Genomic DNA, 23473 nt, shown 5'->3' with positions numbered 1-23473 from the left:
CTTGACACTTGCGGGCCCGCGACACCGAGTTGGCTAGGGTGCTGCTCATGAGCAACCGCCCCTTCATCGGCGCCCGCGCTGAAGAGGTCATGATCCGACGGATCGTGGCCCGCCTGCGCAAGCGTGGGTGGGTCGAGACGATCACCCCGTACACGGGGTACGGGTCGACCGACCAGTTGCGCATCCTGGGCCGGGTGGTGCTGACCCCCCGCAACCCCCACACCGACCTGCTCCGCGCGGCCGACAAGTTCCTCAGCCAGCGTGGTTGGCGCAACTTCATGGCGGTGCCCATCCCGTTGGCCACCGTCAGCGTCACCAGCATGGACCAGACCCTCGAGATCCAGGCGGACCGCACCGGGCACATCGACGTGCGCATCAAGAACCCCGGACTGCCCGCGGGGCTGCAGCACATCGACCTGCGCACGCCCGACTCGCACCTGGTCCAGGCGCCGGTCCACGTGGTCTCGGACGAGACGGACTTCGGACTCATCTCCGACATCGACGACACGGTCATCTCGACCTGGCTCCCGCGCCCCTTCATCGCCGCCTGGAACAGTCTCGTGGTCACCGAACAGGCACGCGAACCGGTGCCGGGCATGGCCAGGCTCTACCAGCGCCTGCTGGCCGAGCATCCCGGTGCGCCGATCATCTACGTGTCGACCGGCGCCTGGAACACCTATCCCTTCCTGCAGCGGTTCTTCAAGCGCCACGGTCTGCCGCTGGGCCCCCTGCTGCTGACCGACTGGGGGCCCACCAACACCGGTTGGTTCCGCTCGGGCCCCGACCACAAGCGCATCGCCCTGCGTGAACTGGCCCGCGACCTGCCCAAGGTCAGATGGGTCATGTTCGGCGATGACGGGCAGCACGACCCCTCCCTCTACAGCGAGTTCGCCAATCTGCAGCCCGAACACGTCCGCGCCATCGCGATCCGTCAGCTCACCCAGGCCCAGCAGGTGCTGGCACACGGCACGGCCACCGTGCTGCACGACGACGACCACCTGCAGTGGCAGCCCGACGCGCCGCCCGAGATCCGCGGGGCCGACGGGGACGACCTCTCACCGAAGCTCACCGAGGTGCTGGCCCAGGGGTGAAACCCACCGTGGGCGGCGTGTACGGTGCCCAGCGTGCCCGCAGCGCGGGACAATGAGGGGTCGTGCGCCGCGGAGGTCGCGGCGTGACCGGTGAGGAGTGAGAGTGGCGAAGTCGGACGGACCCGACGAAGAGGTCGTCGAACGGATCATCGACGTCGACGTCTCGGCCGAGATGGAGGCCAGCTTCCTCGAGTACGCCTACTCCGTGATCTACTCCCGCGCCCTGCCCGACGCGCGCGACGGGCTGAAGCCCGTGCAGCGGCGCATCCTCTACTCGATGGACGACATGGGCATCCGACCCGATCGGGCGCACGTGAAGTCGGCGCGCGTGGTCGGCGAGGTGATGGGCAAGCTGCACCCGCACGGCGACTCCGCGATCTACGACGCGCTGGTTCGCACGGCCCAGCCCTGGGCCATGCGCCTGCCCCTGATCGACGGCCACGGGAACTTCGGCTCGCTCGACGCCGGCCCCGCCGCCATGCGCTACACCGAGTGCCGGATGGCCGCCTCGGCGGTCGCGATGACCGCAGGCCTCGACGAGGACACGGTGGACTTCCGTCCGAACTACGACGGCAAGGAGACCGAACCGTCGGTGTTGCCGGCCGCCTTCCCGAACCTGCTGGTCAACGGCACCACCGGGATCGCGGTGGGCATGGCCACCAACATCCCCCCGCACAACCTGGTCGAGGTGGTGCAGGCGCTCAAGCACCTGCTGGCCCATCCCGACGCGACCCTGGACGACCTCATCCGTTTCGTGCCGGGACCAGACATGCCCACCGGCGGCACCATCATCGGTCTCGACGGCATCAAGGACGCCTACGCCGCCGGTCGCGGCAGCTTCCGCATCCGGGCCACCGCCAGGATCGAGCAGGTCACACCCCGTCGCAAGGGCATCGTGATCACCGAACTGCCCTACATGGTCGGGCCCGAGAAGGTGATCGAACAGATCAAGAACCTGGTGCAGTCGAAGAAGCTGACGGGCATCGCCGACGTGAAGGACCTGACCGACCTCACCCGCGGCATGCATCTGGTGATCGAGGTCAAGAACGGCATCAACCCCGAGGCCCTGCTCGAGCAGTTGTACCGGCAGACCAAGCTCGAGGACTCCTTCGGCATCAACGCCGTCGCCCTCGTCGAGGGACAACCCCGCACACTCGGTCTCAGGGAACTGCTCGAGGTCTACCTCGGCCATCGGCTCGAGGTCACGCGACGGCGCACCCAGTTCCAGCTGGCCAAGGCCCAGGACCGGTTGCACCTGGTCGAGGGACTGTTGCTGGCGATCGTCGACATCGACGACGTGATCGCCATCATCCGCTCCTCCGATGACGTGGCCGAGGCACGAACCAGGCTGATCGAGGCCTTCGAGCTCTCGGAGATCCAGGCCAACCACATCCTCGACATGCAGTTGCGACAGTTGACCAGACTGTCGTCGATCAGGCTCGAGTCCGAGCGGGACGACCTGCGGGCGCGGATCGCGCGCCTCACCGAGATCCTCGACAACGACCATGTGCTGCGCGGTGTCGTCTCCGACGACCTCGACTCCGTCACCCGCGAGTTCGGGACCCCCCGCCGCACCGTGCTGCTCGAGGGGTCCGGAGCCGTGGCAAAGGCCTCGTCCACCCCCCTCGAGATCGCCGACGACCCCTGCTGGGTGATGCTCTCGTCCACCGGGCTGCTGGCCCGGCTCGACCAGCGCGACGCGCCCGCCAGCACAGGTCCGCGGGGGCGCCACGACGTGATCATCTCCGCGGTCCGCGTCAGCGCCCACGCGGAATTCGGGGTGATCACCTCCGCGGGCCGACTGGTCAAGGCGCGCGCCATCGAACTGCCCACCGTCCCCGTCACGGCGAACGCCCCGCACCTTCGTGGTGGGTCACGGCTGACCGAACTGGTCGCCCTCGAGAAGGACGAACGTCCGTTGGCGCTGACCACCCTGTCCCCCGACTCATTGGGGTTGGCCCTCGGCACCAGCGCCGGGGTGGTCAAGCGCGTCAACGCCGACGTGCTGGCCCGCGACTCGTGGGAGGTGATCCGTCTCGACGCGGGTGACCGCCTGGTCGGGGCGGCGGAACTGCCCGCCGACGATGTCGAGTTGGTCTTCGTCACCGCCCAGGGGCAGCTGCTCCATTTCCCCGCCAGCGCCGTCCGTCCGCAGGGACGAGCAGGCGGTGGGGTCGCCGGGATCAAGCTCGGGGCCGGCGACAGCGCCCTGTGGTTCGGGATCGCCCCGGCGCAGGGAGCGCAGGTGGTCACCGTCTCCGGCACCTCCGCGTCACCGGCGGGCACGCAGAGCGGCTCGGCGAAGATCACTGCCTTCGAGGAGTACCCCGCCAAGGGAAGGGGCACCGGTGGCGTCCGCGCCCACCGGTTCCTGAAGGGCGAGGACACCCTGCTGCTCGCCTGGGTCGGCGCTTCGCCGGTGGTGGCGTCAGCCAGTTCGGGATCCCCCGTCGACCTGCCCCCGGCCACCGGCAAGCGGGACGGGTCGGGAGTCCCGCTCAGTCAGCCCGTCGCCGGTGTCGGGTCGCGCCACTTCGTGACTCCCCCGGCCGACGCCGGCAGCGTGTCGACGGCCCCCTCGTCGGCGGACGAACCCGAGCCGATGGACGAAGGGGTTGTCGACGAGGACGAAACGCTGTTCTGAGCCTCGATCGGTCGGCGGAGGTGCAACGCAGTTGATGGAGGGCGGCCGCGCCCGATTGACTGGTGTCACATCCCCATCCCCCAGCGGAGTCAGTCTCCCTGAAAGGAACGATCGATGAAGATCGGCATGGTCGGCGCCGGCCAGTTCTCCCCCAGCTTCACGGGTCTGTGGCAGTTGCACCCCGACGTGGACGAGGTCTGGATCACCGACGTTGTCCCCGAGCGGGCCGAGAACCTGGCGAAGAAGTACGGTCTGGCCGGTACCTACCCCAGTTTCGAGGCGATGCTCGAGTCGGACCTCGACGCGGTCGCCCTGCTGACCCAGCGGTGGACCCACGCCCCGCAAGCCATCCAGGCCCTGCGGGCGGGCAAGCACGTCTACTCCGCCGTCCCCATGGCCACGCGTACCGACGAGATCGCCGACATCATCCAGGCGGTGCTCGACACGGGCAAGGTCTACATGCTCGGTGAGACCCACTGGTACTACCCCCAGGTCATCTGGGCCCGTCAGGCGCAGGCAGAGGGCAAGTTCGGCCGCCTGTTCTACGGCGAGGGCGACTACGTCCACGACATGGACCACGGCTTCTACGCCGCCTACCAGTACTCCGGCGGCGACCAGTGGAAGTCGACGGCCTCCTACCCGCCCATGCTCTACCCGACCCACTCCACGGGCGGCGTGCTCGGTGCGTGGCCCGACGCGGTGCCGGTGAGTGTGAGCGCCCTCGGCGTGGTCGACAACCGCGGCGACGGTGTCTTCGACAAGGACGTGTCGATGTTCGGCAACGACATGTCGAACATGTCAGCGCTGATCGAACTCTCCGACGGTGGCATGGTGCGCATCAACGAGTTCCGACGTGTCGGCATGGCCGGGCAGATCGACGAGTCGACCCACCGCTGGTACGGCACCGACGGCATGTTCGACCAGGGGGCGCGGGTGAACAAGTTCTACTCCCGGGACGAGACCATCGACCTCACCGAAGACCTGCGCATCGGCAGGGCCGACCTGTCCGCCGAGGAACTGCAGGGCATCGACCCCGCGCTGGTGGAGTCGTTCGCCTCGGGTGTGGCACGCGTGCATGACCGCAACCGCCTCCCGGTGGAGTACGACGGCGCGCACAACGGCCACAACGGTGCACACCACTACCTGGCCGACGACTTCGTCCGCGCCGTGAAGTCGGGGCTGCAGCCGCCGCTGAACGCCTGGAATGCCGCTCGGATCAACCTCGGCGGCATCGTCGCCTGGGACTCCGTGCGCCAGGCTGGCGCCCGCCTGCCCGTGCCGCAGTTCGGTGCCTGCCCGCTGCCGATCGTGGACGTCACCACACCGGCACGCTGACCCGCGAACTGGCCTGTGGCCGGGTGCACTCGTGGCCAGGACCCGGAAACTCGTCACCAGATCCCCTGCTCCGCCCCTGATGGGCTGGTTGCGGCGGACTGGTGACGACTTTCCGGGTCCACCGGCACCCCGAGCGGTGGTCTCGGATCCGCAGAACGCTCCGCGGACCGCCCGACCGAGGCGCCCCGACGGCCCTACAGTGGCAGGCATGTCTGACTTCGATGATCTGCTCGCAGCCAACCAGTCCTACGCCCAGGGCTTCAGCGACGGCGGGTTCGACGGCATCGCCCGCGCCGGTGTCGCCGTCGTCACCTGCATGGACTCCCGCATCGAACCGCTGGCGATGCTCGGCCTGAAGCTCGGTGACGCCAAGATCCTGCGCACCCCCGGCGGACGCATCACCCCCGACGCCCTGATCGGCTGCATCCTCGGCGTGCACGTGCTGAACGTCGACCGCATCATGGTGGTGCCGCACACTCGCTGCGCGATGGCCTCGGGCACCGATGCCGACATCGCCGAGCGGATCCTCGCCCAGAACAGGGTCGACATCCGCGGTATGACCTTGGGTGCCAACCCCGACCAGGAGCGCACGCTCGACTTCGACGTGCGCCTGCTGACCTCGCACCCGCTGATCGATGGACGCGCCCAAGTGGGTGGCTTCCTCTACGACGTCGACTCCGGTTTACTGACCCAGCTGCACTGACCTGGACGACCCCGCCCGGAGGGCCCACGGATGCCGTGGGCCCACCGATGGCGTCACAGCGTGTGGTGGGTGTGCTCCTTGACGGGCGCCATCACGGCCAGCCCGGCCGCCAGCACGACCACGATGCCCAGGATGCCCCAGTACTGCGTGTTCTCCGCCTTGGTCAGGGCCGCCCCCAGCGTGATCGCCAGTCCGAACATGGCCGGTGACAGGAAGCTGACGACGCGTCCGGTGGTCGCGTAGAGACCGAAGATCTCACCGGACTTCCCCTCCGGGATGAGCCTCGCCAGGAAACTGCGGGAGGACGACTGCGCCGGCCCCACGAACATGCACATCACCAGACCGGCGGCCCAGAAGACGCCTGCCCCCCGGTCGTGGAAGAGGAAGACGACCAGGCCGGTGATCACGAGCCCCACCAGCGAGGTCATGATCACCACCTTGGGGCCGAGCCGGTCATCCAGCAGACCGGCCAGCATGGCCGACAGGCCGGCGACGACCGAGGCGGCTGCACCGAAGATGATCACCGAGCCGGCGCTGAATCCGAAGGTGCCGGTCGCGATGACCGCGCCGAACGCGAACACGCCGGCGAGCCCGTCCCGGAACAGGGCCGAGGCCAGCAGGAAGTAGACGGTGTGCGGGGAGGTGCGCCACAGTCTCCTCACGGTGCGCCAGAGCAACACGTAGGAGCGCACCAGCGACTCTCGCCCACCCGGCTGCGCCGGCTGGTCCTTCAGCACCACGAACGCCGGGATGGTGAACACCAGGGTCCAGACCATGCACACGAGCATCGAGACCCTGATGTCGAGACCGTTGGCGCCGGTCACACCGAACAGGCCGACCTCCGGGCCGATGAAGGCGAAGTAGATCAGCAGCAGCACCAGGATGCCGCCGAGGTAACCCGCGCCCCATCCGAAGCCCGAGACCCGTCCCACATTGGAGGGGGTGGCGACCTGCTCGATGGTGGCGTTGTAGTTGACCCCCGCGATCTCGGCGACGATGGAACCGACCGCCAACAACGACAAGCCCACCCACAGGTGCGAGGGGCGCGGCTCCACGAAGAACAATGAACCAGAGATGAGCGCCAACGCCCAGGTCAGGTATTTGAGCACCGTCACCAACCGCCCGGAACGGTCCGACATCTGCCCCAACACGGGAGCCAGCAACGCGATCAGCAGCCCCGCGAGGGTCGTCGAGACCGACAGCGCCTGCGAGGTGTGATTGGTGTCACCGAACGGTTTCGAGGTCAGGTAGACCGCGAACACGAACGTGGTGATGACCGTGTTGAACGGCTGGGTCCCCCAGTCCCAACTCGCCCAGGCCGCGATCTTCCTGCCGGACGACGGGGGCGCCTGCTCGAGTGCCGTGGGGGGCGGCGGGGCCGAATGGCCCGTGGTGGCTGCGGTGGTCACGACCGCACTCTAGTGGTCAGGCGTCGATTGCCTCGGCATCAATGGTGTACGCGCCGTCAATGATGAACTCCTTGCGCGGGGCCACGTCATTCCCCATCAGCATCTCGAAGGTGCGTTCCGCGGCCGCCGCCTCGTCCACCGTGATCCGGCGGAGGGTGCGGTGCAACGGGTTCATGGTCGTCTCGTTCAACTGGCCCGCGTCCATCTCACCCAGCCCCTTGTACCGCTGGGGCTCCTTGAAGTTCTGGCCCTTCTTGGTCAGTTCGGCCGCCTTGCGCTGGTATTCCGCATCGGAATAGGTGTAGATGAACTTCTCGTAGCCACGCTTCGGGTTGACCAACTCGAAACGGTGAAGGGGAGGGACGGCCGAGTACACCCGGCCGGCCTCGACCAGCGGCCGCATGTAGGTGAAGAACAGGGTCGCCAACAGACAGCGGATGTGCGCACCGTCGGAATCGGCGTCCGCCATGAAGATGACCTTGCCGTAACGGGCAGCGTCCAGGTCGAAGGAGCGGCCCGACCCGGCTCCGACCACCTGGATGATGGAGGCGCACTCCGCGTTCTTGAGCATGTCGCCGACCGAGGCCTTCTGCACGTTCAGGATCTTGCCCCGGATCGGCAGCAGCGCCTGGAACTCGGAGTTGCGGGCCACATTGGCCGTTCCCAGCGCCGAGTCACCCTCGACGATGAACAGTTCGGTGCGATCGACGTCGGACGAGCGGCAGTCCTTCAGCTTCGGCGGCAGCGAGGACGACTCCAGTGCGTTCTTGCGGCGCTGGTTGTCGCGGTGCATCCGCGCCTGGATCCGCGCCCGCCCGGCGTTCGCCACCTTCTCCATGACCAGACGCGCCTGCGCCTTGGTGGCGGCCTTGTTGCTGGTGAGCCAGTCACCCAGTTCGGTCTCAACCACCTTGGCCACGAGACGACGCACGGGCGGGGTGCCGAGCACTTCCTTGGTCTGTCCCTCGAACTGTGGTTCGGGCAGTCGGACGGTCACCACCGCCGTCATCCCCTCGAGGATGTCGTCCTTGATGACCTCCTCACCGGCCTTGAGGATGCGGGTGCCCTGCATCGAGTTGACGAAGGCCTTCGTGATGCCCTGCTCGAACCCGGCCACATGGGTGCCGCCCTTGGGGGTGGCGACCACGTTGACGAACGAGCGGGCGACCGTCTCGTAGGCGTTGGTCCAGCACAACGCGATGTCGACGTCGAGGCGGCGTTCGACGTCGGTGGGGGTCATGGCACCGTTGTCATCGAGCATTGGCACTGTCTCGGTGAACTCGCCGCTGCCCTGCAGGCGCAGGATGTCGGAGACCCGTTCACCGGTGGCCAGGAAGTCGGCGAACTCGGCGATGCCGCCGTCATGCTTGAACGTCTCGCTCACCTTCTCGGCGGTGCGGGAGTCGTTGACCACCAGCTCGAGGCCGGGCACCAGGAAGGACGTCTGGCGGGCCCGGTTGAGCAGGTTCTCCAGCGAGAGTTGGGCGTCCTTGAGGAAGATCTGGCGGTCGGGCCAGTAGGTGATGGTGGTGCCGCTGGTGCCTCGCTTGGCGCGCCCGATCTTGCGCAGTTCGTGATCGGGGGTGAACGGGGCGTCCGGTCCGTCACCGTCGAAGACCCCAGGCACCCCGCGCCGGAAGCTCATCGCCCAGACGGCCGAGTTGCGGGTCACCTCGACGTCGAGCCTGCTCGAGAGTGCGTTCACGACCGAGGCCCCGACCCCGTGCAGGCCGCCGGTGGCGTTGTACGAACCGCCGCCGAACTTGCCCCCGGCATGCAGCTTGGTGAACACCACCTCGACACCAGACAAGCCGGTTCGGGGCTCGGTGTCGACGGGGATACCAGCCCCTTGGTCCGACACCCGCACCGAACCGTCGCCGAGCAGGTCGATGTCGATGCGGTCACCCGAACCCGCCAGTGCCTCGTCGACCGAGTTGTCGATGATCTCCCACAGGCAGTGCATCAGACCCTTGGTGTCGGTCGATCCGATGTACATGGCGGGGCGTTTGCGGACGGCTTCGAGGCCCTCCAGCACGAGCAGGTGCTTGGCCTCGTAGTCGCGGCCCTGCGCCGGGACGGCCTTCTTCGCGGCTGCCGTCTTGGGGGTCGTCAACAGTGCTTCGGTCACCGAACGAGGTTACAGTCTGGGCACGACACGCTCACGCAGGCTCTCCGCCCGCACCTGGGTTGCGCTGAGTCGGTACGGTGGGGGTCAGGCCAACCGGAATGTCCGGGCCCCCTCGGGCGTTCCATGAGGCGAGAGTGATCAGTACGCGCCAGCTCGTGGGCACGCCCGGATGGGCGCGGAACCCTCATTCATGTGACATCACGACAGAAGGAGTAGCCATGAGCACCACCGTCACCGAGGACCGCAGCCTGACTGCTGCCGACCGTTGTGACCGCTGCGGCGCCCAGGCCTACCTGCGCGTCACCCTCCCCTCGGGGGGCACCCTGTTGTTCTGTGCGCACCATGGGCGCGCCCACCAGGACAAGCTGCAGCAGGTTGCCCTCAAGATCCAGGACGAGACCTCGGCCCTCTCGGAGAAGAACCCCACCTGAGGTGCCGACCGACCCGACGAGGGCCCGAGCCGATCCGGCTCGGGCCCTCGTCCGTTCAAGGGGAGCTGTCGGCGGCAGAATGTCAGCCATGGACGATTCCCTCACCCACCTGCTGGCCACCACCGACCAGTCCGACCCCACGCGCTGCTGCTTCCTGTTGCAGGTCCGACCGGAACGGCTGGCCGACTACGTGGACGAGCACCAGCGGGTGTGGCCCGAGATGCGCGAGGCACTCAGCCGCTGCGGTTGGCGCCGCTACTCGTTGTTCCTGGACCCCGACAGCGGGCTGGTGGTCGGATACTTCGAGGCGGACGACACGGCCGCTGCCATCCAGGCCATGGGTGAGGAGCCCGTCGACGAGCGCTGGCAGGCAGAGATGGCCCAGTACTTCGTCCAGCCGAACGGTGGCACACCGCGGTTGCTGCCGCAGTACTTCCACCTCGCCTGAACCGGGCCATCCCCCGCACACAGGGGAACGCCCCCGGGACCGAGGTCCCGGGGGCGTGCCGTGGAGTGGAGTCGTCCCGGATCAGACCGGTTCGATGGTTCCGTCCATGATGCCGATCACGACGAAGTTGTCGGAGTAGGCCGGGTTCTTCAGAACCGGGTTGTCGTCCGCCGGGAACTTCTTGACCCGCACGCCCTCGACCGCGGCGTTGTTGCCGTAGCGCTCGAACAGCGGGATGATCGGCAGCTCCTCGTTGAACAGCTGCGCCAGGATGCCGATCTGCACCTTCTGCTTGTCCAGGTCGAGGCCCTCACCGCACGCGGTGATCTGCTCCTCGATGTTGTACTTCTTGCCATCCGGGCCGGGAACCGCGGACAGGTCGTAGTCGATGCCACGGCCTCCGTTGTTCTTGGCGATCGGGTAGTTGTGCGTCAGGTAGTCAGCCTGGTACGCGAAGTACGGGTGCGGGTGCGAGTTGGCACCCCACGCCTGGATGATCAGCTGGAAGTTGCCCTTGTCGGCGTCCACCGGCACCTGGGCGAAGTTGACACCACGAGGGGTCACCTTGATGCCGAAGGTGGTCATCTGCTCGGCAACGTTCTTGCCGGCGGCCGACCAGTCAGCGAACTCCGCCGGGAACTCGAGCTCGTAGGCAGCGTCCTTTCCGGCGGGGGTCTTCCAGGTGTTGCCCGACTTGGTCCAGCCGGCTTCCTTCAACAGGGACTCGGCCTTGGCGTCGTCCTTGTCGTAGGTCTTCAGCTTGTCCTTGACACCGGCGGGCAGCCACTCGTCCACCGAGTTGTCGGTGAAACCGGCCATGTACTTCACACCCACACCCGACTCAGCCAGCGACACCTTGCCGACCACGGCGCGGTCGATCAACGTGGCGAAGGCCTGACGGACGCGCTTGTCCTTCAGCTCGGGCTGCTTGGCGAAGTTCATGAACAGTGCCGGGCCCGACAGGTTCGGCGGGCGCAGGATGCGGATACCGGCAGCGATGAACGACTTCTCGGTGCTGGGCGGGAAGCCGTGGGTCGCGTAGTCGACGGTCTTCGACTGCACGAGCGGGGTCACGTCCGGGGTCTCGCCGTTGTAGATGACGACCTTGTCGAACTTGATCTTGTCGGCGTTGACGCCCTTGTCGTTCTTCACCAGGGTCAGCTGGGTGTTGGTGATCGACCCGGTGTCGAACTTGAAGGGGCCCGAGGTGATCGGATCGGCAGGCTTGAGCTTCTGCAGCTCGGCCAGCAGCGCCGAGGGCTCGGGATCCGAGGCGGTCTTGCCGGCCTTGATCAGCGGCCCGACCTTGTCGGCGATCGCGCCGTAGGTCTGGGTGTCGGAGATCTTGAGCTTCAGGATGTAACGCTCGAGCACCGTCGAGGGGTTCTTCAGGGTCAGGACGAAGGTCTTGTCGTCCTTCGCCTCGACGTCCTTGACGTACTTCCACACCGGCTGGCTGGTGAGCCAGGCGCAGTAGAAGGAGGTCACGTAGTCCTTGGCCGTCAGCGGCTTGCCGTCCGACCAGGTGAGGCCGTCCTTGACCGTGACGGTGTAGGTGTTGGACGCCTCGTCCAGCTTGTAGTCGTCGATCAGGAACTTGATCCACGACTTGTCGGCCCACAGGTAGTAGGCGGACGGCATGTGCAGCATGTCGCCATAGGGAACACCGACCGCGTCGATGATCGTGTTGGCCGGCGCGAACATGTTGAACGTGCCCTCGGGAGGAGCGGTGAACGGGTAACCGACGTGGATCTCACCGCCACTCTTGGTTCCTCCGCCGGTGCTCCCCGAGCCGCTGGGCTTGGTCGAGCTGGTGTTGCCGTTGTCTGCGGTACCCGGTGAGCACGCGGCCAAAGCCCCGGCGCCCACCACGCCGACTGAAGTGATGCCCATGATCTGCAGCATTCTGCGCCGCGAGACCGAGATGGGATCGCTCATCGTTCTTCCTCCTTGAAGTTGGGCCGTTGGATGGTCCAACGCGCCACCAGGGTTGCACCGACCACAGCGACCAGGGAGACCCCCAGGCTGAGGACGGTGACAACGAACTCCGCCGTGCCGGGTTCGACCATGAACATCAACATGATCGAACCGACCAAGACGAAGCAGCTGACCGCCAGCATTCCGCGGGCGACAGCGTTCATCCGGCCAGCTCCCGGGTGGGAGAGTCCGTTTGGCTTCGGGTGTCGCGCCCCGTGACGTGGCAGGCCACCTCACGGTTCGGACCGATCTCAGCCAAGATTGGGACCACCTTGTCGCAGCCCGCCTCGAACAGCGGGCAGCGCGGGTGGAAGGTGCAGCCGGTCGGCAGTTCGCGCAGGTTCGGGATCTCCGAGGAGCGCAACCCACCGTTGGGCAGCTTGGTGCGGGTGAGGTCCGGGTCCGGCTCCGGGACCGCGTTCAGCAGAGCACGGGTGTAGGGATGCTGCGGATTGTTGATCACCTCGGGCGTCGGGCCGATCTCGACCACCTTGCCCAGGTACATCACAGCGGTCTTGCCCGACCAGCCGAAGTACTTCGCGATGGCCAGGTCGTGGGTGATGAACAGGAACCCGACGTTGAGCTCGTCACGGAGCTTGCCGAGCATCTTGAGCATGCCCACTCGGATCGAGACGTCGAGCATCGAGGTCGACTCGTCGGCGATGATCAGCTTCGGGTTGAGGGTCAGCGCACGAGCCACCGCCACACGCTGACGCTGGCCACCCGAGAGCTGGTGGGGGAACTTCGACAGGTACGCCTCGGGGGGCGTCAGGTCGACCCGACGGCACAGTTCGGCGGCCTGCTCCCAGGCTTCGTGGCGGTTCTTGGCCAGGCCGTGCTTGAGCAGGGGGGCCGTCAGCGTCGCCGCCACCGAACGAATCGGGTTCAGCGAGGCGTACGGATCCTGGTGCACGTACTGCACCGAGCGCCGGTAGTCGATGAACTCCTTGGAGTCCATGTCCCAGATGTTCTTGCCGAGGTAGGCCACCTCTCCGCCGGTCGGCTTCAACAGGCCGCCCGCCATCCGAGCGCTGGTGGTCTTGCCACAACCCGACTCCCCCACCAGGCACAACACCTGACCGGGCCCGACCTCGAAATTGACGTCCTGGACCGCCGGGACGTCACCCTTCTTGGTCTTGAAGGTCTGGTCGACGTGGGTCATCCGCAACAGCGGGGTGTCTCCGGACTCAAGCACGTGCAATCACCTTTCGCTCATGGTGCACCTCACGCCAGTGAATGCAGCGGACTTCGTGGGACTGACCTTGGTCCCGGGCCTCGATGGTCTCCTCGGGGGGCTCGGCGGCCCGGCACTCCGGGGTCGCGTACGAACACCGCGGTGCGAACGAGCACCCGACCGGCAGGTTTGCCAGTGACGGGGGCGAACCCGGGATGGACGCCAGTTCGGGAAGGTCACCCACCACTGGGGGCACCGCGTTGATCAGACCTGAGGTGTAGGGGTGGCGAGGCTCGTAGAAGATGTCGTGGAGTGACCCGCGCTCGATGATCTGCCCCGCATACATGGTCGCCACCCGGTCGGCCAGTTCGGCGGCCAGCGCGAGGTCGTGGCTGATGAAGATCATCGCGAAGCCGCGCTCCTCGCGCAGTTCGGCGAGCAGGTCGACGATGCCGCGCTGGGTGAGGATGTCGAGGGCGGTGGTCGGCTCGTCCAGCACGAGGAAGCGAGGGTCGAGCAGCAGGCTCATGGCGATCAACGTGCGCTGCCGCATGCCGCCCGACAGCTCGTGGGGGTAGGACCCCAGCACCCGGGACGGGTCGAGCCGCACCCGCTTGAGCATGTCACCGGCGCGCTGGATGCCTTCCTTCTTGTTGTACCGCTCCCCCTCGCGCACGTGGGCCTTGAGGGTGTCGGCCATCTGGTCGCCGATGGTGATCACCGGGTTGAAGGCGCTCTGGGCACCCTGGAAGACCATGGCTGCCTCGGCCCAGCGCCACCGGCGCAACTGGCGCGAGTTCAGCTTGAGCACGTCGATCGGGGTGGCGCCGGGCTGCCGCCGGTAGGTGATGGAGCCGGACGGGATGTGCCCCAGTCGCGGGAGCAGCCGCAGCAGCCCCAGACCGAGGGTGGTCTTGCCACAACCCGACTCCCCCACCAGGGCGAGCGCCTGGTTCGGGTAGAGGTCGAAGCTGACGCTGTTCACCGCGTCGACGGTCGTGCCCGAGCCGGTGCGGTACTGCACCACGAGGTCGCGCACGGAGAGCACGGGCTCGTCGGTTCGCTTGGCCGTCCTGGTGGACGAAGGGGATGCCACGCTTGTGTCGCTCATCGGTCACGCAACCTCGGGTTGAGGATCTCTTCGAGAGATCGGGTGAGCAGGATCAGGCCCAACTGCAGCAGCACGATCATCGCGACCGGGGCCAGGATGTAGGGCAGGGCGTCGGGGTTGAACATGGCGCCGTTGGTCCAGCCGTCCTGCACCATGATTCCCCAGTTGACGCCGGCCAGCGGGGCCAGACCCAGCAGGTAGAGGCCGACCATCGCGTAGATGGCGTTGGTGACGGCGATGATGAAGTTGATCAGGATGAAGCTGGCCATGTTCGGCACGATCTCGACGAACACGATCCGCAGGGTGCCCAGGTCGAGCAGGCGGGCTGCCTCGACGAACTCGCGCTCCTTGAGGGTGAGCACCTGTGCACGGATCGAACGCATCAACACCGGCCACGAGAGCGCACCGACGATCACCGCCAACCAGAACGGCGAGTCGAACCGGAACAGGGAGCCCATCACGGCCAGCAGCACGATCTGCGGGATGGTCATGAACAGGTCGGCCACCTGCAGCATCAGGGCGTCGAACCAGCCACGGAAGTAGGCGGCCAGGGAGCCGATCACGACAGCGATCAGCACCGTCAGCGCGGCAGCTCCGAAACCGACCAGCAGCACGGTCTTGCCACCGTTGACGACCATCGCCAGGGTGTCGATCCCCTGCCCGCTGGTCCCCAGCGGGTGGGCGGCCGAGAAGGGCGCCCAGTAGTCGGTGGTCGGCTTGAGGTTGCCCCGCAACAGCGGCGCGAAGATGGTCATGGCGACCAACAGCACGACGATGATGAAACCGATCAGCCCCGAGGTTGATCGAGCCAGTTCCCGGAAGAACCCACGGATGGGCCCGACCCCTTTGGCCTTCACGACCTCCTCGGAGACGTGCGGCTCCTCGCCCTTGGCGGGTTCGAGAGTGGCGTCCGCGACGTTGATCCCCATCTCAGTCCTCCGTTCGCTCGTCGGTCCGGATGCGGGGATCCAGGAAGCTGTAGATGAAGTCGGCCAACAGGTTGGCGAAGATGACCACGATCGTGATCATCAGCAGGATTCCCTGGATGATCGGGTAGTCGCGGAAGTTGATCGACTTGTAGAGCTGGATGCCGATGCCGTCGTAGGCGAAGGTCTGCTCCACGAAGATGGCACCGCCGACCACGAACCCGGCCTGGGTGGCGATCTGGGCCACCAGCGGGAGCACCGCGTTGCGTCCGACATAGGTGCCGGCGATGCGTCCACCCGAGAGCCCTCGGGCACGCGCGACGGTGACGTAGTCCTCACCGAGCACCTGCGTGGTGGACGACTTCATCACCAGTGCCCAGGTGCCGGCCGTGGTCAGCACGTAGGTCAGGATCGGCAGGGCCGCGTGGTAGAAGATGTCCTGGATGAAGTTGATGTTGAACCCCGGCTGCACCCCCGGAGTGACGCTCCCGCGCATCTGCGCGAAGTCGAACCACTTCAGCTTCACACCCCCGACCACGACGATCAACATGGCCAAGAGGTAGTTGGGGATGGCGTGCAGCAGCGAGCCGATCACCGAGACCGCGTGGTCGACGATGCCGCCGCGGCGGTAGGCCATCAGCATGCCGAGCACCAGCCCGAGGCCGATGGCGATCACCATCGAGATGCCCACCGAGAACATCGTCCACGGCAGGTGTGCCGCGACCTTCGAGGCGACGGTCGTGCCCGACGAGACGATGGAGCTGCCCATGTCGCCGTGGAGCAGGTTGTTCAGGTAGTCGACGTACTGCAGGATGAGCGGCTTGCTCGAGTCGAACTGGAACAGCGTGGCGGCCTGGGCCCTGGCCTGCTCGTACGAGAGGCCCTGTTCGGCGATCAGCTTGTTGGTGTAGGTGTCGACGGGGTTTCCGGGCATCAGTCGCACCAGGAAGAAGATCGCCGAGGTCACGACCCAGATCATGATCAGTGCGCGCACGACCCGCCGCAGGAAGTAGTTGCGCCAGATGCGCAACCAGATCGAGGGCGTCCGTGGGCGGTCCGGGTTCGCGACGGGCACGGATTTCACTGCCACTGCCGTCATCGCCACCTCCTGCCGGTGTCACACCGGGACACTGCGTCCCGCTTGGTGGACCCAACCTAGGGCCGGGGTGACCAATCGCGCGCAATTGCAGCGCCGCCACTTGTGCAACGATTCGGTAACAGCGGATTGACAAGGCATGACACGGCTGAGCGATGCGTTCATTTCGCGCACCTGAACTGCGCAATGGTTGTGCGCGGGCGGCGCCGAACCCGCCCTTGCACGAAGCCCGGACGACAGCCGGACGTCAGTCCCGGACGAGCCGTGTCTCCGAGCGTCCGGCGGGCACGCTGCCAGCGGGTCGGGTCACCCCGTCCGGACGAAAACCGTGGCGCCCCAGGAAGGCCGCGGCTCGCGGGTTGTCGACCTGCAGCCACAGATACGCAGGAGCGTCACCGATGGCCATCTGCAACAGCCGATCGGCGATCCCGGAGCCCCGGGCCACCTCGAGCAGGTGCAGGACCGCCAGCTCCAGAGGTGCCGGGGCACCCTCCTCACAGGCTGCCCGGGCATGGGCGACCCCCACCCACACGACACCCTGATCCGCCGGGACACGGGAGTCGACCACACCCCAGTAGTAGCCACCGCGCTGGGCCTCCCCGAGCCACTGTCTGGCAACCCGATCGATGTCCGCGTCACAGAGGTTCGGGCTGGGGGCATTCTCGTCGCAACCGGGCCACCACGCCCGTGCCCTCACCCGGGCCAGCTCCGGCAGGTCCGCCAAGGCGGCCTGCCGGATCCGGAAGCGCCCGTCGAGCCGACGGGCGTCTCGTGGCGACATCAGTCGAGGTAGTCGCGCAGCACCTGGGAACGCGAGGGGTGACGCAGCTTCGACATCGTCTTCGACTCGATCTGCCGGATGCGCTCGCGGGTGACCCCGTAGACCTTGCCGATCTCGTCGAGCGTCTTGGGCTGACCGTCCGTCAGGCCGAAGCGCATCTGCACCACACCGGCCTCGCGCTCGGAGAGCGTGTCGAGAACGTCGTGCAGTTGCTCCTGCAACAGCGTGAAGTTGACGGCGTCGGCCGGCACGATGGCCTCGGAGTCCTCGATCAGGTCACCGAACTCGGAATCCCCGTCCTCGCCCAGGGGGGTGTGCAGCGAGATGGGTTCACGCCCGTACTTCTGCACCTCGACGACCTTCTCGGGGGTCATGTCGAGTTCCTTGGCCAGTTCCTCCGGGGTGGGTTCACGTCCGAGGTCCTGCAGCATCTGCCGCTGCACACGAGCCAGCTTGTTGATGACCTCGACCATGTGCACCGGAATGCGGATGGTGCGGGCCTGGTCGGCCATGGCCCGGGTGATGGCCTGCTTGATCCACCAGGTCGCGTAGGTCGAGAACTTGTAGCCCTTGGTGTAGTCGAACTTCTCGACCGCGCGGATGAGGCCGAGGTTGCCCTCCTGGATCAGGTCGAGGAAGAGCATGCCGCGCCCCGTGTAGCGCTTGGCCAGGGACACGACCAGACGAAGGTTGGCCTCGAGCAGGTGGTTCTTGGCCTTGCGACCGTCGGCCGCGATCCACTCGAAGTCCTCGAGGTCGGCGGCAGAGACGACCGTCTCGGGATCGTTCAGTTGCTCGTCGGCGAACAGGCCGGCCTCGATCCGCTTGGCCAGTTCCACCTCCATCTCGGCGTTCAGCAGGGCGACCTTGCCGATCTGCTTGAGGTAGTCCTTGACGGGGTCGGCAGTCGCACCGGCGGTGACCACCTGCTGCTCCGGCTCGTCGGCGTCGTCGGCGTCCGAGAGACTGAAGCCCTGGTCCTCGGTCAGCTCCTTCTCGAGGGGAGCCTCCTTCTCGGGCACGAACTGCGCGTCGTCGACGTCGTCGAGATTGCGCTTCTTGCCCCCGACGGTCAGCACCAGGTCATCGCCGTCACGCTCTGCGACGACCTCGATCTCGCGGTTGGCAACCTGCTCGACGGTCTCGGCCACGGTCGGGGCGGCCTTTGCTGCTCGGCTGACCGACTTGCGGGGGGCGGCCTTGGTGGCGGCCGTTGTCTTGGGGGCAGCCTTGGTTGGGGCAGTGGTCCCGGTTGCCGCAGTGGTCTTGGTGGCCGCAGTGGTCTTGGTGGAGGGCGCAGCCTTGGCCGAGGCGCCGACGGGTGCGGACTTGGCTGTGGTGGCCCTCGTCCGTCGGGTCGTCGCCGGTGCCTCAGGGGTGATGTCTTCGGCGGGCTTCTGACCGGTGGAACGTGGCGTCACTGGGGATCCTCTTCAGTCTCGCGAATCGCTTCGAGGGCGCAGGAAAGCCGGTGGCTGTCAAGACCCGTGTCGTCCATCATGCCACGCCACGTTCGCTCACCCAAGCTGCCACTAGCCTTGGCACATGTTTGACCAGTCCTCCCGTCCCCAGCCGCCCGTCGCCGATCGCCGTCCTCACCCGCGCCGCCACCACGGTGACGTCTTCGACGACCCCTACGAGTGGCTGCGCGACAAGGCCAACCCCGAGGTGATCGAGCTGCTGAATGCCGAGAACGCCTACGCGGACGCCATGACCGCTCACCTGGAGGGCTTGCGTCAGGAACTGTTCGACGACATCAAGGTGCGCACCCAGGAGACCGACCTGTCGGTGCCCTCCTTCACCCGCCACCGCGGCGGCGACGCATGGTGGTACTACAGCCGCACGGTCGAGGGCAGTGCCTACCAGCTGTACTGCCGCGCGCCGGCCACCGACCGCGACCACGCCCCCCAGCTCGGGGAGGCCGAGATCCCGGGCGAGCAGGTGCTGCTCGACGCGAACCTCGAGTCCCAGGGGCACGAGTTCTTCTCGCTGGGAGCGCTCACCGTCTCACCCGACGGCACCCTGCTCGCCTTCTCGGTCGACAACTCCGGTGACGAGCGCTACGACCTCTGGGTGCGACGCCTCGACCTCCAGCAGATCGGCGACGGCGGGCACCCCGATGCGCTGGGGGCCAGTCATCCGGGCGGACCGGTCGTGACCGACATCGCCCACGGGGCGACCTGGGCAGGGCAGCAGCACCTGTTCTACCAGCGGGTCGACGAGGCCTGGCGTCCCCACCAGGTCTGGCTCCACACGTTGGGCAGCGACCCCTCGTCCGACGTGTTGGTCTTCGAGGAGACCGACGAGCGCTACTGGGTCGGGGTCGACGCCTCCCGCGACGAGAACTGGATCATCATCCACAACGGCTCGAAGCTCACCAGTGAGGCCTTCCTGCTCCCGGCTGCGCAGCCGACGGCGAAGCCGGTGCGGGTCGCCGAGAAGGTCGAGGGCGTCGAGTACGGGGTCGAGGTGGGAGACGGTGTGCTCTACCTGCTGCACAACCAGAACTCCCCCGACTTCGAGGTCTCGTCGTGCCCACTGGTGTGGGACGAGTCGGCTGCGGAGTTGGCGCCTCGGCACCGATGGACGAGCGTCGCCGCCCCCGCGGAGGGGGTGCGCTACACCGCGGTCGAGGCCTACCGCGACTTCGTCGTCGTCTCCCGTAGACGCGACGGCATCGCCGGGGTGCAGGTGCACCGCGGTGACGGCGTCACCGACCTGGAGTTCCCCGAGCAGGTCTACGACGCCCAGACCACCGGCTCGGAGGACATCGACACCGATCGGTTCCAACTCACCTACACCTCCTTGGTGACACCCACCACGGTGCACGACTACCTCGTCGACCGCGGTGAACTGGTGCAGTTGAAGCAGACGCAGGTGCGCGACCACCCCGTCCGCGGCGCCTACCGTCCTGAGGACCACGTCTCGGAACGGCAGTGGGCGCGGGCCACGGATGGCACCCTGATCCCGCTGTCGATCGTCCGCCGACGCGACACTCCCCTCGACGGCACGGCGCCTTGCCTTTTGTACGGCTACGGCTCCTACGAGATCTCGATCCCGCCCGCCTTCGCCGTCAGTCGGCTGTCACTGCTCGACCGTGGCTTCGTGTTCGTGATCGCCCACATCCGTGGCGGCGGCGAGATGGGACGAGCCTGGTACGAGAACGGCAAGACCCTCACCAAGAAGAACACGTTCACCGACTTCGTCGACTCGGCCAAGTGGCTCGTCGACAACGGTTACACCTCGAGCGATCGGCTCGTGGCCGAGGGGCGCAGTGCTGGTGGTCTGCTGATGGGGGCCATCGCCAATCTCGCACCCGACCTGTTCGCGGGTGTGCACGCCGGCGTCGCCTTCGTCGACGCGCTCACGACCATCCTCGACCCCTCGCTCCCCCTCACGGTGACCGAATGGGAGGAGTGGGGCGATCCCCTGCACGACCCCGAGGTCTACGCCTACATGAGGGGCTACAGCCCCTACGAGAACATCGCACCGGTGCAGTACCCCGCGATCCTGGCGACAACGGGCCTCAATGACACGCGCGTCTACTACGTCGAACCCACCAAATGGGTGCAGCAGTTGCGGCACACCATCCCGAAGAAGCTGGCTCGTCCCGTCCTGCAGAAGACCGAGATGGTGGCCGGCCACGCGGGGGTGACCGGCCGGTACGACCAGTGGAAGGAACGTGCCTGGGAGCTGGCCTGGATCATCGATGTGGCGGGCCAGCACCCAGGGCACGACTGATTCAGCGGGTCAGCACCTCATCGAAGGACGGTCCTGGCCATGGGCACGCCGTCCTTGATCTTCACGATGGTTCCCGGCATCGGCGGCTGCGACGGGTCGAGACTCATCGTCGTACCCGCCCACAGGGATCCGTCGCGACCGGACTCGACGGCCACGACGTTGGGAAGGTCGAGGTAGTGGGACTTCTTCCCGCTCGCCTTGACCAGGGTGATCCGACCGGCGAAGTACTCGGCCACGAAGATCTGGCCCGACTTGTCGATGGCGAGGTTGGTGGCTCCGAGGAATCCACCGGCCAGCTTCATGGCTGCGCCAGTGCCCGGGTTCAGCTTCCACAACGAGCCCCGTGCACCCAGCACGTCACTCTCGGGCCCCCCGGGCAGCGTGGTGACGTAGAGCATGCCGTCACGACCCACCTCGACGTCGGTCGGGACCGGTTCGAAGTTGTAGGTCAGGCCGATCGCGCAATCCGGCAGTCCCAGGGCTGAGGCCGCGCCTGCGGTGATCACCGTGGGCTGGGGAGGCAGCACCGCCAACGTGCTGATGTCGCCGGTGGGACTCACCTTCCACAGTGCGTTGGCGCCAGCATCGGCGACCACCCAGGAATGGCCCAGCGCGGTCACCGAGTACGCATGCGAATCGATCGCACCGGTGTAGGAGGCCGGAATGCCCATCTCGGCAAAGGCGTCCAGGGCGCACTGGTTGGGATTGACCAGCCCGTAGTGGTTCACCTGGTCGGGGTTGTGGGCCGATTCGTAGGCGAACGTGTCGGCGTAGACGCTGCCGCCGCCGGGCACCCAGAGGTGGAGCCCGCTCGCGGTGTTGGTGAACGTGCCCATGTCGGTGACGGTGGTGGTCCACACCAGCGCTGAACCGTCGGACGAGGTGGCCACTCCCGCGGCACCAGGCTGGTCGACAGCCACCGGGATGAGGGACCCGTTGGGCCCCAGCGTCGCCACCATGTTGGCGAATCCGTCTGCGACGTACACCGTGTCGCCGCTGACGGCCAGGTTGAAGGGTGCCGCCAATTGGCTGGAGGCCACCCGTGGATCGGGTTTGGGTTGAGCGGTCGCTGCCACCGGCGCGGCCAGGGTGAGTCCGGCCATGGTCAGGCCGGCGACTAGCAGATGTGCTGCACGCATGTTTCCCCCTTGGTTGTCTGGGCCCGCCCCCCGCGGGCTCCCCCGACCCGGCGGAGGCGTCGCTGCCCCGGGGTCGGCGGGACGCCTGCGTCAGCGTCCCTGCCGCCCATCGTGCGCTTCCGGGTACCCCACGGTCAATGGGGTCGATCTCGCCGGTCCTCTCGGGGTCGAGTACGACCACGGTCTTACTCGCTGATCGCTGTTGGCGTACTTGGGGCCAACCGCGGTGGTGGCGCGCAACATTTCTCGCCTTCCGGGCGTTGAACAGGGTGAATGTCGCATGAAAGGGGCACCCGGATGATCACCACCAGGACGCGCACTCGAAGCAGTGACGGAATCGACGGCAAGGACGCGGTCGGGCTCTACCTCGAGTCGATCGCGAAGACACCTCTGCTCAATGCCGAGGAGGAGGTCGAACTCGCCAGCCGGATCGAGGCCGGTGTGTTCGCGCAGGCGCTGCTCGACGGAACGGTGACCAGCCGGATTGATGCAACGACCGAGGAGTTGCAGGCCATCGCCGACGACGGCGACCGCGCCATGCAGCACTTCGTCCGGGCGAACCTGCGACTGGTGGTGAGTGTCGCCCGCAAGTACTCGCGTGCCCCCATGCCCCTGCTCGACATGGTGCAGGAGGGCAACACGGGTCTGATCCGCGCCGTGGAGAAGTTCGACTACACCAAGGGATTCAAGTTCTCGACCTACGCCACCTGGTGGGTGCGGCAGGCCATCAGCCGCGGTATCGCCCAGCAGGGCCGCATCGTCCGGCTGCCCGTTCACGTCGCCGAGCAGGTCAACCAGGTCTCGGCCGCACGCCGCAACCTCGAGCGCCAACTGGGTCGCGAGCCCGAGGTCGAGGAGATCGCTGCCGAACTCGCGCTTGAGCCGGAGCGAGTCGTCGAGCTGATCCGCTACAGCCGGGAACACGTCTCGCTCGACGCCCCCGTCGACGAGGACGGCGACACCGCGCTGGGTGACCTGATTGCCCGCGAGAACGCCCCCGGCCCCGACGAGGAGGTGCTCAACGGGCAGGACCGTGGAGTGCTGGAGGGCATGTTGAAGAACTTGGACGCGCGCTCGGCCGATGTGGTGCGGCGTCGCTACGGCCTGCTGGACGGACGACAGGCCAAGCTGGCAGACATCGGGGCAGTCTGGGGCATCACCGCTGAACGGGTGCGCCAGATTGAACGCAACGCCTTGGCCGCCCTGAGGACCACGGCCGCCTGAGGCACGTCCAACACCGGCACCCGCCGTCGGCTCCCGTTCTCCCGGGGGGCCGGCGGCGGTGCTGTGTCCCCGCCCGTGCCGCCTGCACGTTCACCCGACCCGCTCAGCGCCCCCA

The 23473-nt window shown here is 67.1% G+C and carries 19 protein-coding genes; 8 read left to right on the top strand and 11 right to left on the bottom strand.

The window, feature by feature from the left end:
* The first annotated feature begins 47 nt into the window (after window positions 1-47).
* The 4 genes from H507_RS0107165 (at window position 48) to H507_RS0107150 (ending at window position 5773) form a co-directional block, all read left to right on the top strand.
* Window positions 48-1091, top strand: coding sequence for an App1 family protein phosphatidate phosphatase (locus H507_RS0107165; protein WP_026377915.1), 1044 nt, complete (start codon window positions 48-50; stop codon window positions 1089-1091).
* Between the two features lie 103 nt (window positions 1092-1194).
* Window positions 1195-3735, top strand: coding sequence for a DNA gyrase/topoisomerase IV subunit A (locus H507_RS0107160; protein WP_022910044.1), 2541 nt, complete (start codon window positions 1195-1197; stop codon window positions 3733-3735).
* A 114-nt stretch (window positions 3736-3849) separates the two neighbouring features.
* Window positions 3850-5070, top strand: a complete 1221-nt coding sequence (locus H507_RS15360; RefSeq protein ID WP_022910043.1) for a Gfo/Idh/MocA family protein — start codon at window positions 3850-3852, stop codon at window positions 5068-5070.
* A 208-nt stretch (window positions 5071-5278) separates the two neighbouring features.
* Entirely contained in the window at window positions 5279-5773 is a 495-nt protein-coding gene (locus H507_RS0107150; protein WP_022910042.1) for a beta-class carbonic anhydrase, read from the top strand.
* A gap of 53 nt (window positions 5774-5826) precedes the next feature.
* Here H507_RS0107150 and H507_RS0107145 read toward each other — a convergent pair whose 3' ends face one another.
* Both H507_RS0107145 and H507_RS0107140 read right to left on the bottom strand, forming a co-directional pair.
* Window positions 5827-7098, bottom strand: a complete 1272-nt coding sequence (locus tag H507_RS0107145) for an MFS transporter (RefSeq protein ID WP_026377914.1) — start codon at window positions 7096-7098, stop codon at window positions 5827-5829.
* A gap of 100 nt (window positions 7099-7198) precedes the next feature.
* Entirely contained in the window at window positions 7199-9298 is a 2100-nt protein-coding gene (locus H507_RS0107140) for a DNA gyrase/topoisomerase IV subunit B (protein ID WP_051139743.1), read from the bottom strand.
* A 230-nt stretch (window positions 9299-9528) separates the two neighbouring features.
* Here H507_RS0107140 and H507_RS0107135 point away from each other — a divergent pair, with 230 nt between their 5' ends.
* Together H507_RS0107135 and H507_RS0107130 are read left to right on the top strand one after the other, a co-directional pair.
* Entirely contained in the window at window positions 9529-9741 is a 213-nt protein-coding gene (locus tag H507_RS0107135) for a DUF7455 domain-containing protein (RefSeq protein ID WP_022910039.1), read from the top strand.
* 88 nt (window positions 9742-9829) lie between these two features.
* Entirely contained in the window at window positions 9830-10189 is a 360-nt protein-coding gene (locus H507_RS0107130) for an L-rhamnose mutarotase (protein WP_022910038.1), read from the top strand.
* A gap of 81 nt (window positions 10190-10270) precedes the next feature.
* Here the strand turns inward: H507_RS0107130 and H507_RS0107125 are convergent, their stop codons facing one another.
* From H507_RS0107125 to H507_RS0107090, 8 genes are all read right to left on the bottom strand, one after another.
* Entirely contained in the window at window positions 10271-12127 is a 1857-nt protein-coding gene (locus tag H507_RS0107125; protein ID WP_022910037.1) for an ABC transporter substrate-binding protein, read from the bottom strand.
* Window positions 12124-12330: a hypothetical protein gene (locus H507_RS0107120; protein WP_157438916.1), complete on the bottom strand. Its 207-nt coding sequence runs from the start codon at window positions 12328-12330 to the stop codon at window positions 12124-12126. Before H507_RS0107120 ends, H507_RS0107125 begins: the two co-directional genes overlap by 4 nt.
* Complete coding sequence (locus H507_RS15355) at window positions 12327-13361, bottom strand: ABC transporter ATP-binding protein (protein WP_245558871.1); 1035 nt, start codon at window positions 13359-13361, stop codon at window positions 12327-12329. Before H507_RS15355 ends, H507_RS0107120 begins: the two co-directional genes overlap by 4 nt.
* The gene (locus H507_RS0107110) at window positions 13354-14451 is read right to left on the bottom strand and encodes an ABC transporter ATP-binding protein (RefSeq protein ID WP_026377912.1); all 1098 of its coding nucleotides are present in this window, start codon (window positions 14449-14451) and stop codon (window positions 13354-13356) included. Before H507_RS0107110 ends, H507_RS15355 begins: the two co-directional genes overlap by 8 nt.
* Window positions 14448-15380, bottom strand: a complete 933-nt coding sequence (locus H507_RS0107105; RefSeq protein WP_022910033.1) for an ABC transporter permease — start codon at window positions 15378-15380, stop codon at window positions 14448-14450. Before H507_RS0107105 ends, H507_RS0107110 begins: the two co-directional genes overlap by 4 nt.
* Window position 15381: 1 nt before the next feature.
* On the bottom strand, window positions 15382-16476 hold the full coding sequence (locus H507_RS0107100; protein WP_022910032.1) for an ABC transporter permease: 1095 nt from the start codon (window positions 16474-16476) through the stop codon (window positions 15382-15384).
* Window positions 16477-16720: 244 nt separating this feature from the next.
* Complete coding sequence (locus tag H507_RS17265; protein WP_022910031.1) at window positions 16721-17254, bottom strand: GNAT family N-acetyltransferase; 534 nt, start codon at window positions 17252-17254, stop codon at window positions 16721-16723.
* On the bottom strand, window positions 17254-18636 hold the full coding sequence (locus H507_RS0107090) for an RNA polymerase sigma factor (RefSeq protein ID WP_245558890.1): 1383 nt from the start codon (window positions 18634-18636) through the stop codon (window positions 17254-17256). Before H507_RS0107090 ends, H507_RS17265 begins: the two co-directional genes overlap by 1 nt.
* Window positions 18637-18799: 163 nt before the next feature.
* On the opposite strand from H507_RS0107090, the gene H507_RS0107080 reads away from it, so the two are divergent.
* The gene (locus tag H507_RS0107080) at window positions 18800-20995 is read left to right on the top strand and encodes a S9 family peptidase (RefSeq protein ID WP_022910029.1); all 2196 of its coding nucleotides are present in this window, start codon (window positions 18800-18802) and stop codon (window positions 20993-20995) included.
* 17 nt (window positions 20996-21012) lie between these two features.
* On the opposite strand, the gene H507_RS15345 is transcribed toward H507_RS0107080, so the two are convergent.
* A complete protein-coding gene (locus H507_RS15345; protein ID WP_022910028.1) occupies window positions 21013-22134 on the bottom strand; it encodes a ScyD/ScyE family protein in 1122 nt (373 codons plus the stop codon).
* Window positions 22135-22434: 300 nt separating this feature from the next.
* Between H507_RS15345 and H507_RS0107070 the strand changes: the two genes are divergently transcribed.
* A complete protein-coding gene (locus H507_RS0107070) occupies window positions 22435-23358 on the top strand; it encodes a sigma-70 family RNA polymerase sigma factor (protein WP_026377909.1) in 924 nt (307 codons plus the stop codon).
* The last annotated feature ends 115 nt before the right edge of the window (window positions 23359-23473 follow it).

Origin of the sequence: Aestuariimicrobium kwangyangense DSM 21549 (assembly GCF_000421525.1) — a bacterium.
Taxonomy (GTDB): domain Bacteria; phylum Actinomycetota; class Actinomycetes; order Propionibacteriales; family Propionibacteriaceae; genus Aestuariimicrobium; species Aestuariimicrobium kwangyangense.
The sequence above is the reverse complement of the archived record's forward strand: the minus strand, read 5'-3'. Positions and strand labels throughout refer to the sequence as shown.

Excerpts from the sequence above, each read along its gene's own strand:
- H507_RS0107150 (WP_022910042.1), top strand. The coding sequence starts at position 5,279 with ATGTCTGACTTCGATGATCTGCTCGCAGCCAACCAGTCCTACGCCCAG.
- H507_RS15360 (WP_022910043.1), top strand. The coding sequence starts at position 3,850 with ATGAAGATCGGCATGGTCGGCGCCGGCCAGTTCTCCCCCAGCTTCACG.
- H507_RS0107080 (WP_022910029.1), top strand. The coding sequence starts at position 18,800 with ATGTTTGACCAGTCCTCCCGTCCCCAGCCGCCCGTCGCCGATCGCCGT.
- H507_RS0107130 (WP_022910038.1), top strand. The coding sequence starts at position 9,830 with ATGGACGATTCCCTCACCCACCTGCTGGCCACCACCGACCAGTCCGAC.
- H507_RS0107125 (WP_022910037.1), bottom strand. The coding sequence starts at position 12,127 with ATGAGCGATCCCATCTCGGTCTCGCGGCGCAGAATGCTGCAGATCATG.
- H507_RS0107135 (WP_022910039.1), top strand. The coding sequence starts at position 9,529 with ATGAGCACCACCGTCACCGAGGACCGCAGCCTGACTGCTGCCGACCGT.
- H507_RS17265 (WP_022910031.1), bottom strand. The coding sequence starts at position 17,254 with ATGTCGCCACGAGACGCCCGTCGGCTCGACGGGCGCTTCCGGATCCGG.
- H507_RS0107100 (WP_022910032.1), bottom strand. The coding sequence starts at position 16,476 with ATGACGGCAGTGGCAGTGAAATCCGTGCCCGTCGCGAACCCGGACCGC.
- H507_RS0107120 (WP_157438916.1), bottom strand. The coding sequence starts at position 12,330 with ATGAACGCTGTCGCCCGCGGAATGCTGGCGGTCAGCTGCTTCGTCTTG.
- H507_RS0107105 (WP_022910033.1), bottom strand. The coding sequence starts at position 15,380 with ATGGGGATCAACGTCGCGGACGCCACTCTCGAACCCGCCAAGGGCGAG.
- H507_RS15345 (WP_022910028.1), bottom strand. The coding sequence starts at position 22,134 with ATGCGTGCAGCACATCTGCTAGTCGCCGGCCTGACCATGGCCGGACTC.
- H507_RS0107110 (WP_026377912.1), bottom strand. The coding sequence starts at position 14,451 with ATGAGCGACACAAGCGTGGCATCCCCTTCGTCCACCAGGACGGCCAAG.
- H507_RS0107165 (WP_026377915.1), top strand. The coding sequence starts at position 48 with ATGAGCAACCGCCCCTTCATCGGCGCCCGCGCTGAAGAGGTCATGATC.